Origin of the sequence: Mesorhizobium sp. M1396 (genome assembly GCF_040317725.1) — a bacterium.
GTDB lineage: Bacteria > Pseudomonadota > Alphaproteobacteria > Rhizobiales > Rhizobiaceae > Mesorhizobium.
Window position 1 is genome coordinate 41,130 of record NZ_JAMYLA010000024.1, and the last position, 13,869, is coordinate 54,998.

The 13,869-nt window shown below is 63.3% G+C and carries 17 protein-coding genes and 1 tRNA gene; 12 read left to right on the forward strand and 6 right to left on the reverse strand.

All coding sequences use genetic code 11. The features are described from left to right. Window positions 1-31 precede the first annotated feature (31 nt). A complete protein-coding gene (locus tag NKH02_RS17255) occupies window positions 32-988 on the forward strand; it encodes a LysR family transcriptional regulator (protein WP_352863654.1) in 957 nt (318 codons plus the stop codon). Here NKH02_RS17255 and NKH02_RS17260 read toward each other — a convergent pair. Further along, complete coding sequence (locus NKH02_RS17260) at window positions 921-1,547, reverse strand: TetR/AcrR family transcriptional regulator (protein WP_352880234.1); 627 nt, start codon at window positions 1,545-1,547, stop codon at window positions 921-923. The genes NKH02_RS17255 and NKH02_RS17260 overlap by 68 nt on opposite strands. 65 nt (window positions 1,548-1,612) lie before the next feature. Between NKH02_RS17260 and NKH02_RS17265 the strand changes: the two genes are divergently transcribed. Continuing rightward, window positions 1,613-2,038: a VOC family protein gene (locus tag NKH02_RS17265; protein ID WP_352880236.1), complete on the forward strand. Its 426-nt coding sequence runs from the start codon at window positions 1,613-1,615 to the stop codon at window positions 2,036-2,038. A gap of 9 nt (window positions 2,039-2,047) precedes the next feature. Here the strand turns inward: NKH02_RS17265 and NKH02_RS17270 are convergent, their stop codons facing one another. Then, window positions 2,048-3,013, reverse strand: a complete 966-nt coding sequence (locus NKH02_RS17270) for a S1C family serine protease (protein ID WP_352880237.1) — start codon at window positions 3,011-3,013, stop codon at window positions 2,048-2,050. 168 nt (window positions 3,014-3,181) lie between these two features. Here NKH02_RS17270 and NKH02_RS17275 point away from each other — a divergent pair, with 168 nt between their 5' ends. The 3 genes from NKH02_RS17275 (at window position 3,182) to NKH02_RS17285 (ending at window position 5,722) form a co-directional block, all read left to right on the forward strand. Beyond that, window positions 3,182-4,054, forward strand: a complete 873-nt coding sequence (locus NKH02_RS17275; protein WP_352880238.1) for a S1C family serine protease — start codon at window positions 3,182-3,184, stop codon at window positions 4,052-4,054. Window positions 4,055-4,062: 8 nt separating this feature from the next. After that, window positions 4,063-4,698 carry a helix-turn-helix transcriptional regulator gene (locus NKH02_RS17280; protein WP_352863648.1) on the forward strand — a complete coding sequence of 212 codons (636 nt, stop codon included), beginning with the start codon at window positions 4,063-4,065 and terminating at the stop codon, window positions 4,696-4,698. A 157-nt stretch (window positions 4,699-4,855) separates the two neighbouring features. Next, on the forward strand, window positions 4,856-5,722 hold the full coding sequence (locus NKH02_RS17285; RefSeq protein ID WP_352880239.1) for an SDR family oxidoreductase: 867 nt from the start codon (window positions 4,856-4,858) through the stop codon (window positions 5,720-5,722). A gap of 364 nt (window positions 5,723-6,086) precedes the next feature. Here the strand turns inward: NKH02_RS17285 and NKH02_RS17290 are convergent, their stop codons facing one another. Further along, entirely contained in the window at window positions 6,087-7,325 is a 1,239-nt protein-coding gene (locus tag NKH02_RS17290; RefSeq protein WP_352880240.1) for an OmpA family protein, read from the reverse strand. Here NKH02_RS17290 and NKH02_RS17295 point away from each other — a divergent pair. From NKH02_RS17295 to NKH02_RS17310, 4 genes are all read left to right on the forward strand, one after another. Continuing rightward, window positions 7,284-8,132 carry a hypothetical protein gene (locus tag NKH02_RS17295; protein WP_352880242.1) on the forward strand — a complete coding sequence of 283 codons (849 nt, stop codon included), beginning with the start codon at window positions 7,284-7,286 and terminating at the stop codon, window positions 8,130-8,132. The two genes, NKH02_RS17290 and NKH02_RS17295, sit on opposite strands and share 42 nt — an antisense overlap. 314 nt (window positions 8,133-8,446) lie before the next feature. Beyond that, window positions 8,447-8,893 carry a YcgN family cysteine cluster protein gene (locus NKH02_RS17300; RefSeq protein ID WP_352880296.1) on the forward strand — a complete coding sequence of 149 codons (447 nt, stop codon included), beginning with the start codon at window positions 8,447-8,449 and terminating at the stop codon, window positions 8,891-8,893. 285 nt (window positions 8,894-9,178) lie between these two features. Further along, window positions 9,179-9,559, forward strand: a complete 381-nt coding sequence (locus NKH02_RS17305) for a hypothetical protein (RefSeq protein WP_352880244.1) — start codon at window positions 9,179-9,181, stop codon at window positions 9,557-9,559. 80 nt (window positions 9,560-9,639) lie between these two features. Then, window positions 9,640-9,777 carry a hypothetical protein gene (locus tag NKH02_RS17310; protein WP_352880246.1) on the forward strand — a complete coding sequence of 46 codons (138 nt, stop codon included), beginning with the start codon at window positions 9,640-9,642 and terminating at the stop codon, window positions 9,775-9,777. A gap of 96 nt (window positions 9,778-9,873) precedes the next feature. On the opposite strand, the gene NKH02_RS17315 is transcribed toward NKH02_RS17310, so the two are convergent. Beyond that, on the reverse strand, window positions 9,874-10,587 hold the full coding sequence (locus NKH02_RS17315) for an SIMPL domain-containing protein (RefSeq protein WP_352863639.1): 714 nt from the start codon (window positions 10,585-10,587) through the stop codon (window positions 9,874-9,876). A gap of 134 nt (window positions 10,588-10,721) precedes the next feature. On the opposite strand from NKH02_RS17315, the gene NKH02_RS17320 reads away from it, so the two are divergent. The 3 genes from NKH02_RS17320 (at window position 10,722) to NKH02_RS17330 (ending at window position 11,606) form a co-directional block, all read left to right on the forward strand. Next, window positions 10,722-10,797: transfer RNA gene (locus NKH02_RS17320), tRNA-Ile, on the forward strand. A gap of 333 nt (window positions 10,798-11,130) precedes the next feature. Further along, window positions 11,131-11,265 carry a hypothetical protein gene (locus tag NKH02_RS17325; protein WP_352880304.1) on the forward strand — a complete coding sequence of 45 codons (135 nt, stop codon included), beginning with the start codon at window positions 11,131-11,133 and terminating at the stop codon, window positions 11,263-11,265. 41 nt (window positions 11,266-11,306) lie between these two features. Continuing rightward, window positions 11,307-11,606 carry a VOC family protein gene (locus NKH02_RS17330; RefSeq protein ID WP_352880248.1) on the forward strand — a complete coding sequence of 100 codons (300 nt, stop codon included), beginning with the start codon at window positions 11,307-11,309 and terminating at the stop codon, window positions 11,604-11,606. A 93-nt stretch (window positions 11,607-11,699) separates the two neighbouring features. Here the strand turns inward: NKH02_RS17330 and NKH02_RS17335 are convergent, their stop codons facing one another. After that, window positions 11,700-13,127, reverse strand: a complete 1,428-nt coding sequence (locus NKH02_RS17335) for an aldehyde dehydrogenase family protein (protein WP_352880250.1) — start codon at window positions 13,125-13,127, stop codon at window positions 11,700-11,702. 166 nt (window positions 13,128-13,293) lie between these two features. Beyond that, window positions 13,294-13,704, reverse strand: coding sequence for a winged helix-turn-helix transcriptional regulator (locus NKH02_RS17340; protein ID WP_352863541.1), 411 nt, complete (start codon window positions 13,702-13,704; stop codon window positions 13,294-13,296). Between the last annotated feature and the right edge of the window lie 165 nt (window positions 13,705-13,869).

A 13,869-nucleotide genomic window follows, 5' to 3' on the forward strand; every position in this document is an offset into this window, starting at 1 on the left:
TATACGATCCATCTACAAAATAGATACAGCGATGCAACCCAATCCGACGCTCGACCAACTTCAGATCCTGGTGACGGTCGCCGAAACCGGCAGTTTCTCGGCTGCCGGGCGCAAGCTCAACCGGGCGCAGTCCGTGATCAGCTACGGGATCGCCAATCTCGAGGCGCAGCTCGGGCTGAAACTGTTCGAGCGCGAGGGCACGCGCGAGCCGCAGCTGACCGAGATCGGCCGGGCGATGCTGGAAGATGCGCGTCGTATGATCGGCGTGCTGCAGCGCATGCGCTCGCGCGTCGACAGCCATCATCAGGGGCTTGAGGCCGAAGTTGCGCTGTCGGTCGATGCGACGCTGCCGTCACCGGTGCTGGTTCGGGTGCTGAAGGCGTTCGAGGCACAGTTTCCGACCGTGATGTTACGCCTGCACATCGGCACGCTTGGGCTGATCCCCGATCATGTCGTCAGCGGGCAGGCCGACCTTGGCATTGGCGGCCTGCTGGGCGAGGTCGACGTGCATCTTGTGCGTATCGGCTTCATGTCGATCGTGCTCGCTGCCGCGCCCACCCACCCGCTGGCGTTGCTGCCAAAACCAGTGGCGATCGAGGATGCGCGCGAACACACCCAGCTTGTCGTCACTGATCAATCGGAGCGCACCAAGGGGCGCGACTTTGGCGTCTACGCCTACCGCACCTGGCGGCTGACGGACGTGCGTACCAAGCATACGCTGATGCGCGAGGGGCTGGGTTGGGGCGGGCTGCCGCGCTGGCTGATCGCCGACGATCTGGCGAGCGGCCGGCTGGTGGAACTCGACCTCGAGTCCTTCAGGGAGGTCAGTTCGCCCCTGTTTGCCATGCATCGCAAGGATCGCAGCCCGAAGCCGGCGGCGGCCTGGCTGATCGACCAATTCAAGCGCCAGCTCGGCTGCTTCAACGAGTTCGAGCCTGGCGAGGTGCCCGAGGAAGAGCCGGAGACAGTCCCTCGATCAGCGCCATGAGAACGGCCCGGTAATCCTCGGCCGAGGCGCCGGCCTCGATGGCCAGGGCGGCGCGGTCGAAGGCTGCGCCGAGCAGCGCGGTCAGCTCCTCCGCCGGCAATCTCGTCATCGTCTGCGCCCGCATTGCCGCGACCAGCCCCTCGCGCAGCGAGCGGTTGCCGTGGCGGTTGTCGATCGCATCCATGGCGGCGCGGCCAAGTACGGCGGGACCATCGAGCAGCAGCAGCCGCGTGCGGCCGGGTGCGCGCATGGCGGCGAGATAGGCATCCGAACCGGCAATCAGCGCGTCGCGGGCATCGAGCGATGGCGGCGAGGCACGCTCGATCTCGTCGGCCACCGCCGCCGCCTCCTGCTCGACCACGGCGGCAAAGAGCGCCTGCTTGTCGGCGAAATGGTGATAGAGCGCACCGCGCGTGACGCCGGCGGCGGCGACAATCTCGGGCGTGCCGGTCTCGGCATAGGATTTTTCCGTGAACAGCTTTCGCGCCGCGGCGATCAGATCGGCGCGCGTCGCCTCGGTGCGGTCGCGGTTGGAGCGGCGCGCGGAGTCCTGTTGCATACATGCAGCCTGTATGTTAATTCACCTACATGCAGACTGTATGTTAGTTGACTGGAGAAGAAAAGATGAAGACCAGGAGCTATTATCCGGTGCTGATGACCGGCGACGTTGCCGGTACGGCGGCTTTCTATGTCAGGCATTTCGGCTTCCGGCCGCTGTTCGAGAGCGACTGGTACGTGCACCTGCAATCGGTGGACACCAAACGTGTCAATCTCGGCATTGTCCAGGGCGATCACGAGACGATCCCTGAGGAGGGGCGGGGCCGCACATCGGGCCTGTTGATCAATTTCGAGGTCCGCGACCCGGACGCGGTCTATGAGCGGATCCTTGCCGCCGGCCTGCCGATCCTGCGCTCTCTGCGCGACGAACCCTTCGGCCAGCGCCATTTCATCACCAAGGATCCCAATGGCGTGCTGATCGACGTCATCAAGCCGATCCCGCCGAGTGGGGAGTTTCTGGCGCAATATGCGGAAGGGGCGGCGGGAGCCTGAGCGCCAGCCTTAGCCAGCCCTTGCCACCGGTGTCACCGTCACCTGGCTGACGCCGGTGCGGCGCACGACGGTGCACAGCGTCTCGCGGCCGATGCGCTCGGCGTCGAGCATACGCACGAGATCGTCGACCCCGGTGACCGGGCGGCCATCGATGGCGGCGATGATGTCGCCTTCCTTGAAGCCCGCTTTTGCCGCCGGGCCGTCCTTTTCGACGCCGCGCAGCCGCACCGCCGTACTGGTCGAGACTTGCGACAAAAGGGCGGCGCGGCGCGGCAAATTGACAGTGTCGGCCGAGACACCAATGAAGGCGCGGCGCACGCGGCCGAAGCGGATGATCTCCGAAATGACGAAATTGGCGGTGTTGGAAGCGACCGCGAAGGCGATGCCTTGCGCGCCATGGATCATGGCGGTGTTGACGCCGATGACCTCGCCGGCCGACGAAACCAGCGGACCGCCGGAATTGCCCGGGTTGAGCGCCGCATCGGTCTGGATGACATCGTCGATCAGCCGGCCGGTGGAGGCGCGCATCGAGCGCCCCAGCGCCGACACAACGCCGGAGGTGACGGTCCATTCGAAGCCCAGAGGGTTGCCGATGGCAATGGCGATCTGGCCGCGCCGCAGCCGCTTGGAATCGCCCAGCGGCGCGACATCGGCAAAGCTGCCGTCGGCCCGCACCAGCGCGATGTCGGTGTCCGGGTCGCGGCCGAGCACGTGGCCTTCTCGCGAGGCGCCGTCCGGCATCGAGACGCGCACCGTTCTTGCATCACCCACGACGTGAAAATTGGTGACGACCAGCCCGTCCTGCGCGATGACGAAGCCCGAGCCATGGCCGCCCTGACCGCTGACGCGCTCGATGCGGCAGACGGCAGGGCCAATGCGGTCGACCGCGTCGGCAACGGTCGTCGAATAGGCGTCGAGCAGCGTGTCGTCGGCTAATCTATCGTCAGTTTGGAATTTCGGGGCGAGGAAGGCCATCGGCGGGGTTCCGTGTTGTCGGGCGCAAGGATAACTATATGTGCGGAGCAGTCCGACCGGCCGCGACCTGACCAGATGGCCAGTCAACCGGCAACTAGCCGTCAGGCGAGTACCTCTAGGCGCGCTATCGAGCGATATCTGGGGCATGAATGAACCCAGGAGACCAATATGAGCGATTTCAATCTGAGTGCGTTTTCGGAAGCCATCGCCGATCTCGCCGCCAAGGCGGCGCCGGCTACGGCGAGTTTCGCCACGCATCACCACCGCACGGCAAGCGCCTTCCACTGGCGTGACGGCTATTTCGTCACCGCCGAAGAGGCTGTCGAGGCCGGCGAGGAGATCGAACTGACGCTGGCCTCCGGCGAGACGGTGAAGACCGAACTCGTCGGCCGTGATCCTTCGACCGGAGTCGCCCTGCTGAAGCCGGTTACCGCCGTCAGCGCCGCGTCGTTGGCCAAGGCCGATGCGGTGCGGCCGGGCAACGTCGCCATCGCCATCGGCAATAGCGACGGTTCCGTTCTGGCCGTGTCGGGCTCGGTCGGCGAGGTCGGTCCGGCCTGGCGCTCGATGCGCGGAGGCACCATCGACCGGCGCATCAATCTTGCCGTCGGCGCCGGCGGCCGTTTCGAGGGCGGCCCGGTGCTCGACGCCAAGGGCGCTCTGGTCGGCATGCTCTTGTTCGGGCCGCGACACCGGGCGCTGGTGATGCCTTACGAGACGATCGAGCGGGCGGTCGCGACCCTGCGCGAAAAGGGTCATGTCGCGCGCGGCTATCTCGGCGCCGGCCTGCATCCGGTGCGTGATCGCGACGCGCGGGGCGCGATGGTGATGAGCCTCGACGAGGATGGCCCGGCCAAGGCCGCCGGTCTCTCTCTCGGCGATATCATCGTGGCGTGGAACGGCGAAGCCGTGCATGGTCCGCGCGACCTGATCCGCAGGCTCGGACCCGACAGTGCCGGCGCTTCGGTGACGCTTGGCGTCGTGCGCGGCGGCGAACAGCGCGATGTCGCGCTGACGATCGGCGAAAAGCCGCTTTCCTGAGAGGAGTGATGGACACGCTCACCAGCGACCGGATCATGACTGACGGTGCCGTCTCGCGGCGGCTGGTGGTGCTGATTGCGCTTGGCGACGCGTCGCGCGCCGAGCGCCTGGCGGCCGCGCTTGCCGCGAGCGATGACCTGCTGCCGGTCGTGGCCGGTGATGGCAAACCCGATGTCGCCATCGTCGACGACAGGAGCGGCGACGCCGTGCCGGCGTCCACGCCTCGGGTGCTGCTGTCGGGACGCGCCAATGGCGGGCGACCCGCTGGCGAGGTATTGGCCGTCATGCCTGCGGACGCGGATGATTTGTTGATCGCTGCGGCGGCACGGCTGGCCGCGGCCGGCTATCGCGTATCGGGCGGCGGCAGAAGCGGACGCCTTGAGGACTTCCATGCCGGCGACGGCGAGCCGTTCGAGGATGAAGCCTCCGACGAGCATGCGATCCGCCCAACACTGTCGCCGCGTGAGGCGGAAGTGCTGGCGCTGCTGGCCGAGGGTGCGCCCAACAAGGTGATCGCGCGGCGGCTGAACATCTCCGTGCACACGGCGAAGTTCCATGTCGCAGCGATCCTGATCAAGCTGGGTGCGGCCAACCGCACCGACGCCATTGCCATCGCGATGCGGCAGGGGCTGGTGCTGGTTTAGGAAGGCTCGAATTCCTCGTCCCGCCTTGCGGGGGCGAGGATCCGACGTTCTGAGAGGGCTCCGCTGCGTCATCATCGCTTGCCGTTACAGCCCCTTGTGTCCGGGATCGCCACGGGCAAGGATCGCGCAGCGAACCACAAATGCAGGCGGAGGAAAAATGTCGCTCAAGGGAAAGACGCTGTTCATCTCCGGCGGGTCGCGCGGTATCGGGCTGGCGATCGCGCTGCGTGCCGCGCGTGACGGCGCCAATGTGACGATCGCGGCCAAGACCGCCGAGCCGCATCCCAAGCTGCCGGGCACGATCCATACGGCGGCCGAAGAGATCGAGCAGGCCGGAGGCAAGGCGCTGCCTGTGCTGTGCGATATCCGTGAAGAGGCGCAGGTTGCCGAGGCGGTTGCCAGAACCGTGGAAAAATTCGGCGGCATCGACATCTGCGTCAACAATGCCAGCGCCATCCAGCTCACCGGCACGCTGGAGACCGACATGAAACGCTACGACCTGATGCACCAGATCAACACGCGGGGCACCTTCCTGGTGTCCAAAATGTGCATTCCACACCTGAAGTTAGCCAGCAATCCTCATGTCCTGAATCTGGCGCCGCCGCTCGACATGAAGGCCAAATGGTTCAAGAACCACGTCGCCTACACGATGGCCAAGTTCGGCATGTCGATGTGCACGCTGGGGATGAGCGCCGAATTCGCCAGGGACGGCATTGCGATAAATTCACTGTGGCCGATCTCGACCATCGACACGGCGGCGGTGCGCAATCTGCTCGGCGGCGCGACGGTGGCGGCGATGAGCCGTTTGCCCGACATCATGGCCGATGCCGCGCATGCCATTTTCATGCGGCCGGCGCGCGAGACCACGGGCAATTTCTACATCGACGAAGAGGTGCTGCGCGCCGAGGGCGTCAGCGATTTCTCGGTCTATTCACCTGATGCGACCGGGCCTCTGGCCGGCGACTTTTTTGTGCCGGACGAGGTGTTTGCTAATTCGAGCACGGAGATAAGAGGAATCTATTAGGCCGAGAACTCGGAAGCGCGGAGCTATCAGCTGATCTGCGATGGCGTGGCTTGGAACTCAGCAAGCTCCGCGTGATACGGCCAGCAGAGCCGTATTTCGGTCGGGTCGCTCCGGTTTGCAGTTGGCAAGACAAAAGCCCCGCCGGAGAGGGTCCGACGGGGCTCAATGCGTCCCGCTGGAGTCGGGACGGGGCAGGGAACGCCCACTTCTGAATTTGGGGTAGGTACGTCTTCGATTCAATGAGCCCGGCGGCGTACCAGTACAATTCTTATTGCATCCCGGCACGTCGAGCCATCCCCGGCAGGGCCGGGGATGGCTTCTCGTACCGATTCCACAAACCAGGTCATGGTTTTGAAATCATGACCTAATTGTTGCTGGCCACAGGCGCCACCAGTGGGGTGATCCGGCGGATCGCAACGCGTCGGTTCTCGCGGTTGGGCCCCGCCGTGTTGACCTTCAGATACTCCTCGCCATAGCCCTGTGTCGTCAAGTTTTCCGGCGGGATGCCGAACGCGTTGGTCAGCGCCTCCGCCACCGCTTCCGCGCGGCGATCGGACAGAGCCAGGTTTGCCTCCGGCGTGCCGACGGCGTCGGTGTGGCCCTCGATCAGAAAGGTCTCGGCCGGGTTCTTCTTCAACAGCTTTTCCATGGCGTTGGCGACGCCCTCAAGCTTTTGCACTTCGGTATCGGAGATAGAGGCCGACCCGAATTCGAAGTTGAGTGTGTCGAGATCGACGCGGCGTGCGATGTCGCGCACGCGGGCCGAACGCTTGACCTCGTCGATCGAGTAGAGGCGCTGGACCCGTTCCACCGGCGGCTGTTCGAGGAAGGTGTAATAGTCGTCCGGATCCTCTACATCCTCGGAGTCCAGGATGTATTCCTCGCGCGAAATGGTGAGCCGCATCGGAGGCAGGTCGTCGCCCGGATCGCGCCAGTCGCCGTCATCCTCATAGTGCCGCTCGTCGACATAGCTCAGCACATACTCGCGTCCATCCGGCGCGATCCGCGAACGCTGGATGACGTCGCCATAGCGGTTGCGGATGGTGACGATCCGGACACCGTTGTCACGCTCGACAATTTCCCGGGTGCGATCGCCCGACAGATCCTCATAGTACACGTTCCTGGCGCCGCGGTGCATGCGCGGAGCGTCATTGCTTTCCACGATCGTCTGGTTGTTGAACTGGAGGATGACGCGGTCACCGAACTCCCTGACGACGTCGACGCCTTTCGGACGCCGGCGGTCGCGGACGTTCTCATCGGGTGCACGCTCGACGCGTTTGCCCTTTTCCTCCGTCACAGGGGCGATCTTTTCAGGCTGGATTGCCTGCTGGGCCGACTTGTCGTCGGTGGGTGGTGGTCCCTGGTCGACCGGGGCAGGCTTTGGAGCCTGCGCCTGCTCGCCAGTCGGCTGGGCGGGCTGGGTGGCCTGCTCGCCATTCGCATTCTCGCCTCCGTGCGGGCCGTTCTTGCCCTTGCGCTTGCGCAGGACATCCTTCTGGCTGTCGAGGATGGGGGCTGCATTCTTGTTGGCCGCGGCTTCACCCTGGGCCGGCTGTTCACCTTGGGCCGGCTGTTCACTTTGGGCCGGCTGCTCTCCCGTCACCGGCTGCTCGCCGACAGGCTTCTTGCCGCGCTTCTTCTTTTCCCGAGGCTGTTCGCCCTCGGCGGGCGCCGCCTGCTGCTCGGGCTGAAGCGGTTCGGCCTGCGGAACCGGCTCGCCGGCGGGCGCTTGCTTCCTGGCCGGCGCCTGTTCTGCGGGCGCGGCTTCGATCTGCTGGTCCTGCTTGTGCTTCTTGCGCAGGGGCTGTGGGTTGTTGTCGTTTGCCGGGGCCGCCTGCTCGGCAGGCTGTTCGGCCGGCGCCTGCTCGGTTTGCTGCCGCTGATCGCGCTTCTTCCTGCGCGGCTGCTGTTCCTCGGCCGGTGCGGCCTGCTCGGCCGGTGCCTGCTCGGTCTGCTGCTGCTGATTGCGCTTCTTCCTGCGCGGCTGCTGTTCCTCGGCGGGCGCGGCCTGCTCGGCCGGTGCCTGCTCGGTTTGCTGCTGCAGATCGAGCTTCTTCCTGCGCGGCTGCTGTTCCTCGGCCGGTGCTGCCTGTTCGGCCGGCGCCTGCTCGGTTTGCTGCTGCTGATCGCGCTTCTTCCTGCGCGGCAGTTGTTCCTCGGCGGGTGCTGCCTGTTCGGCTGGTGCCTGCTCGGTCTGTTGCTGCTGATCACGCTTCTTCCTGCGTGGCTGCTGCTCCTCGGCGGGCTGCTCGCTCTGGGCCGGCGCCGCCTGCTGTTCAGGCTCGGCCTTCTTGCGCTCGGCCTTCTTGCGCTCGGGCTTTTGTTCCGGTTCCGCCTGCTGCTTCTGCGCGCAGGCTTCGGCCGATTCGCCCTCGGCGCATGCTGCTTGCGCCAAATTGAATGGGACTGACGTGCGCTGGGTAGGGCCGAACGCGGCACTTTCCGGAAGCGGGAACGCGCCCAAAGGCGTGGATGCCATCAGCAGGCCAAGTGCGGTGCCGGCCAGAATCCGTGGTTGGCGTTTCATCGAAAACTCTCCTTGTGGGGTCCCATCCTTGCCGAAACCGATCTTGCATCAATTGGTTCCGGTTTGGCGTGAATAGAGACCGTGCAGGGCTATTGGCCGGCCTTTTGAAGGCAACTTCGTGTCTTTCGACTGGCGAACGCCGCATTCCGCCCGTTGCCACGCTTGACGTTGCCGGCGGCTGGGGCCACATGCCGGCAATGGAAACGCCATTCTGGAAAACCAAGACGCTGGAGGCGATGAGCCAGAGCGAGTGGGAATCGCTCTGCGACGGCTGCGGCAAATGCTGCCTGTCGAAGCTCGAGGACGAGGACACCGGCGAAATCTACTGGACCAGCGTCGGCTGCCGGCTGTTCGACGCGCAGACCTGCCGCTGTTCGGACTACGCCAACCGGCTGGCGCGCGTTCCCGACTGCGTCGGGCTGACGCCGCAAAATGTGCGCACCATCAGCTGGCTCCCCAGCACCTGCGCCTACCGGCTGGTGGCCGAGGGCCGCGACCTCTACTGGTGGCACCGGCTGGTGTCGGGCAGCGCCGAGACCGTGCATGAAGCCGGCATCTCGATGCGCGGCCGGGTCAAGGCGAGCGAAACCGATCTTGCCGAGCCGGAAGACTATTTTGATTACATGCTCGACGAGGAGCCGTAGGGCCCGCGCCGCGACGACGAGCCAGGGGCTCGCGCTGGGAACGGCGAACCGCAGGGATCGCGCCGGTGACGCCTGCTCCTCAGCCAATCGGCCGGATCGGAAACCGGCGGCGTTCCTGGCGTTCACCGGGGTGCGTGACGGGATGAATGGCGGGCAATTTCCTTTTTCCCGCCACATGAACCGGAGATGAACATCAGGTTCGTAAAGAGTTCAGACAGGCAAGTGCATTCTCCCACCATCGGTTCACGAGGACGGGTGAAAGCCCGCAAAAAAGGAGAAAAAACGATGTTCAACACCATCAGGACGGCAGCCCTTTCGGCTCTGGTCGGTCTCGGCGCGCTGACGGCCATCCCCGCTCATGCCGACAGCCTCTACCTCGGCTTCGGCAACAACAACGACCCGCGTTTTGGCGTCTATACCGGCGACGATGGCTATCGCCATCGCCGTGATGAACGCCGTGGCGACTGGCGTGATGAACGCCGCGGCGGCTGGCGTCGTGGCTGTTCGCCGGACCGCGCCCTCGACAAGGCCGAACGCATGGGCCTCTACCGTGCCCGCATCGTCGACGTCAGCCGTCGTACGGTGAAGGTGATGGGCCGCCAGGACGGCGACCGTGTCGTGGTCGTATTCGCCAATGAGCGCGGCTGCCCGGTTATCTATCGCTGAGGCCGGGTTCGGCTTGATTGCAGGGGCATGATCTTCCCGAACCTGCGGTTCGGAAAAGATCAGCCCGGGAGCTTAGAGGCATGATCTACGAAGATCAGCCAGGCAGCATGATCTTTTGCGAAGATCAGCCGGGCAGCATGATCTTCTGCGAAGATCAGCTTGGAGACACGACCTTCTGCGAAGGTCGGTCCGGACTAGCCGAGCCCCTTGCCATTTAAGGGTGTGGCTCGAAAAACCCCGCGGGAGCGATCCCGCGGGATTTTTCATGCACGCTGTTGGCTGGTCGGATCCTCAGTCACGGATCGTCAAGGCCGCTACTTCAGCTCGAAGGTGACGGTGACCTGCACATTGTAGGAATTCTCGCCGGCCTGCACGGGAGCCGCGGCACCCGCCGCGGCGTCGAAGGCCTTGGCGTTGATCGGCATCGGCGCCGGCGCGATGTTCTGGTCGGTGATCTCGATCACCCGGCCAAGGCTGACCCCGGCGGCCGCGGCCAGCGTCTTGGCCTTGGCCATGGCGTTGGCGACCGCCTTCCTGCGCGCTTCGGTGACCGTTGCCGCCGGGTTGTCATTGGTAAAGGCGATGCCGCCGCCCTGGTTGACGCCGAGCGACACCGCCTTGTCGAGGATCTCGCCGGTCTTGTCGACATCGCGCACCCGCACCGAAAGCGTGTTGGTCACCTGATAGGCGACGAGTTCGGCTTCCTGACTGCCATCCGGCTTGTTGGTGTAGTTGTAGCGCGGGTTGATCTGGATGCCCGCGGTCTGCAGGTCGCGGTCGTTGATGCCGGCCGACTTCATCGCCGCGATTACGGCGGCCATGGCGTCATTGTTGGCGTCGAGCGCGGCGCGCGCGGTCTTGGCCTCGCGCATGACGCTCAGCGTCAGGACCGCCAGATCGGGGGCTACGGTTGCTTCGCCTTCGCCTGACACGATGATGCGGGGCGGCGGCGTCAAATCGGTGGCTCCAGCCATCGCCGGAAAAGCGATTGCAGCGGCGAGCGCGAGAGGCAAAAGATGTCTGGTCATGAAAATCTCCTTGGTCCGCGATCAAGTCGCAAGGGTCGCGTAGATCGCGATTATGGGTTGATTTGGGCGATCTGCGGAAGCCCGTCGGGAAAGCCTTGTGCCGCGACGGGAAAAACATTAATCCAGCCGGCGTGGGGCCTGTAGCTCAATGGTTAGAGCCGGCGGCTCATAACCGCTTGGTTGGGGGTTCGAGTCCCTCCGGGCCCACCATTATCGTTATTTATCAATGGTTTATTGGCAGGTTCGCCACGAGGTTCGCCAACAGGTTCGCCAAGCAGCGGCTTGCGCGTTACCAGCCGTACGACTCGGTCCATGCCCTGCACAGCCAAACGCACCTGCGACGCTTCCCGGCGACCATGCGCGGGGAATGATTCTCACGATCAGGGGGGCGATGCCTCCCTGGCTCCCAGCTGCGCATTCTAGCTGAATTGGGATTCTCCAGGATTGAGCAAAGACGTTCAAGGTCCATGCCGCCGGCTACAGGCGTGGTCTCACCAAGCCATCAAAGCGGGCACTGCGACGCCGTGCGCCGTCGAATCGGTCATGGGGCATCTCAAGCAGGACCACCGCATGGGCCGCAACTTCCTGGCCTTCACCGAAGGCGACGTCTACAACGCCATGCTCGCCGAGGCGGCCTTTGCGAAAGGCGACATCAACAAAGTGCTGCGTACCCGATAGTGACCTTGGCCTCAAACCCCAGCTTGGCTAGAGTTCGTAGTATGCTGAAGGCCATTCACCACGTCGCGCTCATCTGCACCGACTACGATCGGTCGCGACGGTTCTACGTTGAACTCCTCGGCCTCGATCTCATCCGGGAGGTCTATCGGCAGGAGCGGCAGGTGCGTCACTCGCTGATCGGTTCAGGCGCCAGCGACCTGGTGGCCGATGTTCTGCTGGGAATCGACCGATTGTTCAGGGAGTTCGCGGAAACGACAGCGACTTTTACAGACCTGACCGGCAAGGCGCCGCGATCTGTCGCTGCCTGGTTGAGTGAGAACATCGTGGCTTTTCAAAAATAGTCCCACGAATAACTTGGTTGCCAGTCGGTAAACATTCGCTGAATGCCCGGACCAATCTGGCTCCGGGCATCCATTGTCAAAGTAACCTAGATGTCAGGCTGCATCGCGGAAACCAACGATGGCCTTGATCTCGAGAAACTCGGCGATTGCCATCGGACCCCATTCACGTCCGTTGCCGGACTGCTTGTAGCCGCCGAAGGGTGCAGCCAGATCAAGATTAACATTGTTCAAGTAGACTTGGCCGGCACGCAGGCGACGCGCGATAGCTTCGGCCGCAACCCGCTCACCCTGCACATAGGCGGCGAGGCCGTAGGTCGTGTCGTTGGCGATCCTCACCGCTTCCCCTTCGTCGGAATAGGCGATGATGACCAGGACTGGCCCGAAGATTTCTTCACGCGCGATCGTCATGTCGTTGCGAACGTCAGCGAAGATCGTAGGCCGGACGTAAAAGCCAGCATCAAGTCCATCGGGACGGCCAAGCCCTCCAGTCACAAGCGTGGCGCCTTCATCGAGCCCCGACTGGATCAGACGCTGGATTTTGTTCCATTGCGCTTCCGAAGCTACCGGTCCCATTTTTGCATTGGAAGAAGGATGGCCGACCGACCAGGTTTCGGCGGCTGTCTTGGCATAGCCAATAGCTTCGGCAGCCTGATCGACATGGACCAGCATCCGAGACGGTGCGCTGCAGGACTGTCCGCTGTTCAGCATCATCTGAGCTACACCGCCTTCGACAGCAGATGCGAGGTCTGCACTACGCAGGACGATGTTGGGTGACTTTCCTCCAAGTTCCTGATGTACTCTTTTGACAGTCAGCGCACCGGTGCGAGCCACCTCGATCCCAGCCGCGGTGGAGCCGGTGAAGGAGACGAGATCGACCTCGGGATGGCTCGTCAGCGCATTGCCGACAGCACGGCCATCGCCATGAACAAGATTGAACACTCCTTTGGGAACTCCGGCGTCATGAAGGATCTCAGCAAGGATCGTACCTGAGAAGGGTGCGATCTCAGACGGTTTCAACACCACGGTGCAACCCGCAGCAAGCGCAGGTGCCACCTTTGCGGCCATCAGCATCAATGGCCAATTCCACGGCGTGATCAGGGCGCAAACGCCGATCGGCTCGCGCACGACTTCGCTTGTGCCAAGCGGCTCATCGAAACGGTAGGTCGCAAGCGCTGCTCGTGCAATCTGGAAATGGGCAACACCGACGGTCACCTGCAGTTGCTCTGAAAGCCATTGCGGCGCGCCCATTTCATCCATTACCGCTAGGGCTAGGTCGCTAGCTCGCTTGTCGTAGGCAGCAATAATCCGGTCGAAGAGCGAAATTCGCTCCTCAATCGAGGTGAGTGAATACGTTTCAAATGCCTTTCGCGCGGCTGAAACCGCATCGTCCACGTCACTCGCATCGCCCAGCGCGACTTGACCAATGACGGTTTCGTCCGCGGGATTGATAACATCGATTACGGCTGTGCTTTTGGGCTGCACCCAGGTTCCGTCGATATAGAATTGAAGATTGTTACGCATGAGAAAGCTCCATCATTGTTGATGGAGCCATAAGTATCTTTCGTAAACTTGGCGTCAATCAGGCACTTGAAGTCGCGCTGGTAGGGCAGAGTATACTTGACCCGGGTTCATCATTCCGTGCACGGTGGCGAACCATCTGTTGAAAGCATCCGCCGCTCAGTTCGTGTCACAGGCGTAATTGTATCAGCGACCTGTCCGCTGCCTTCTGCCCGCCGCCCTTGCTGTCGAAAACCTCTCTCGCTTCGGTGACCTCCGGCAGTTTCACCAACGTCCACTTGTGCAGTTCCTGAAGGGGCTCCCGCAAAGTATGGCCGAGTGGCGTCAGCTGATATTGCACCGCCACTGGGGAGAGTGAAATTACCTCTCTCGCTATAAGACCGTTGCGCTCGAGGCGGCGAAGGCACTGAGTGAGAGCCTTCTGCGTCACCCCTTGCAAGCGGCGGCGGATGGCATTGAAGCGCTGCGGTCCCTCATTGAGAACCGCAATCACCATCATCGACCACTTGTCGGCGATCTGATCGAATAGAGCCCGGCTCGGGCATTCAGAAGAAAAGCAGAGCGGTTCCAGTTCAAGCATAATGGGTTCCTTCGATATACCTAGGCGACTTCAGGTGCCTGATTGACGCTAGGTTTACATCATATACCTGTAGGCCTTGTTAACGCAACGGAGTTCTATTTGTGTCCGGTGCCGATGCGACAACGTTGGTGCACTGGTGAAGGTCATGCCGCGCAAGACGGTCGG

Coding starts and splice junctions, on each gene's coding strand:
- NKH02_RS17255 (WP_352863654.1), top strand. CDS start 32: ATGCAACCCAATCCGACGCTCGACCAACTTCAGATCCTGGTGACGGTC.
- NKH02_RS17260 (WP_352880234.1), bottom strand. CDS start 1,547: ATGCAACAGGACTCCGCGCGCCGCTCCAACCGCGACCGCACCGAGGCG.
- NKH02_RS17265 (WP_352880236.1), top strand. CDS start 1,613: ATGAAGACCAGGAGCTATTATCCGGTGCTGATGACCGGCGACGTTGCC.
- NKH02_RS17270 (WP_352880237.1), bottom strand. CDS start 3,013: ATGGCCTTCCTCGCCCCGAAATTCCAAACTGACGATAGATTAGCCGAC.
- NKH02_RS17275 (WP_352880238.1), top strand. CDS start 3,182: ATGAGCGATTTCAATCTGAGTGCGTTTTCGGAAGCCATCGCCGATCTC.
- NKH02_RS17280 (WP_352863648.1), top strand. CDS start 4,063: ATGGACACGCTCACCAGCGACCGGATCATGACTGACGGTGCCGTCTCG.
- NKH02_RS17285 (WP_352880239.1), top strand. CDS start 4,856: ATGTCGCTCAAGGGAAAGACGCTGTTCATCTCCGGCGGGTCGCGCGGT.
- NKH02_RS17300 (WP_352880296.1), top strand. CDS start 8,447: ATGGAAACGCCATTCTGGAAAACCAAGACGCTGGAGGCGATGAGCCAG.
- NKH02_RS17305 (WP_352880244.1), top strand. CDS start 9,179: ATGTTCAACACCATCAGGACGGCAGCCCTTTCGGCTCTGGTCGGTCTC.
- NKH02_RS17310 (WP_352880246.1), top strand. CDS start 9,640: ATGATCTACGAAGATCAGCCAGGCAGCATGATCTTTTGCGAAGATCAG.
- NKH02_RS17315 (WP_352863639.1), bottom strand. CDS start 10,587: ATGACCAGACATCTTTTGCCTCTCGCGCTCGCCGCTGCAATCGCTTTT.
- NKH02_RS17325 (WP_352880304.1), top strand. CDS start 11,131: ATGGGGCATCTCAAGCAGGACCACCGCATGGGCCGCAACTTCCTGGCC.
- NKH02_RS17330 (WP_352880248.1), top strand. CDS start 11,307: ATGCTGAAGGCCATTCACCACGTCGCGCTCATCTGCACCGACTACGAT.
- NKH02_RS17335 (WP_352880250.1), bottom strand. CDS start 13,127: ATGCGTAACAATCTTCAATTCTATATCGACGGAACCTGGGTGCAGCCC.
- NKH02_RS17340 (WP_352863541.1), bottom strand. CDS start 13,704: ATGCTTGAACTGGAACCGCTCTGCTTTTCTTCTGAATGCCCGAGCCGG.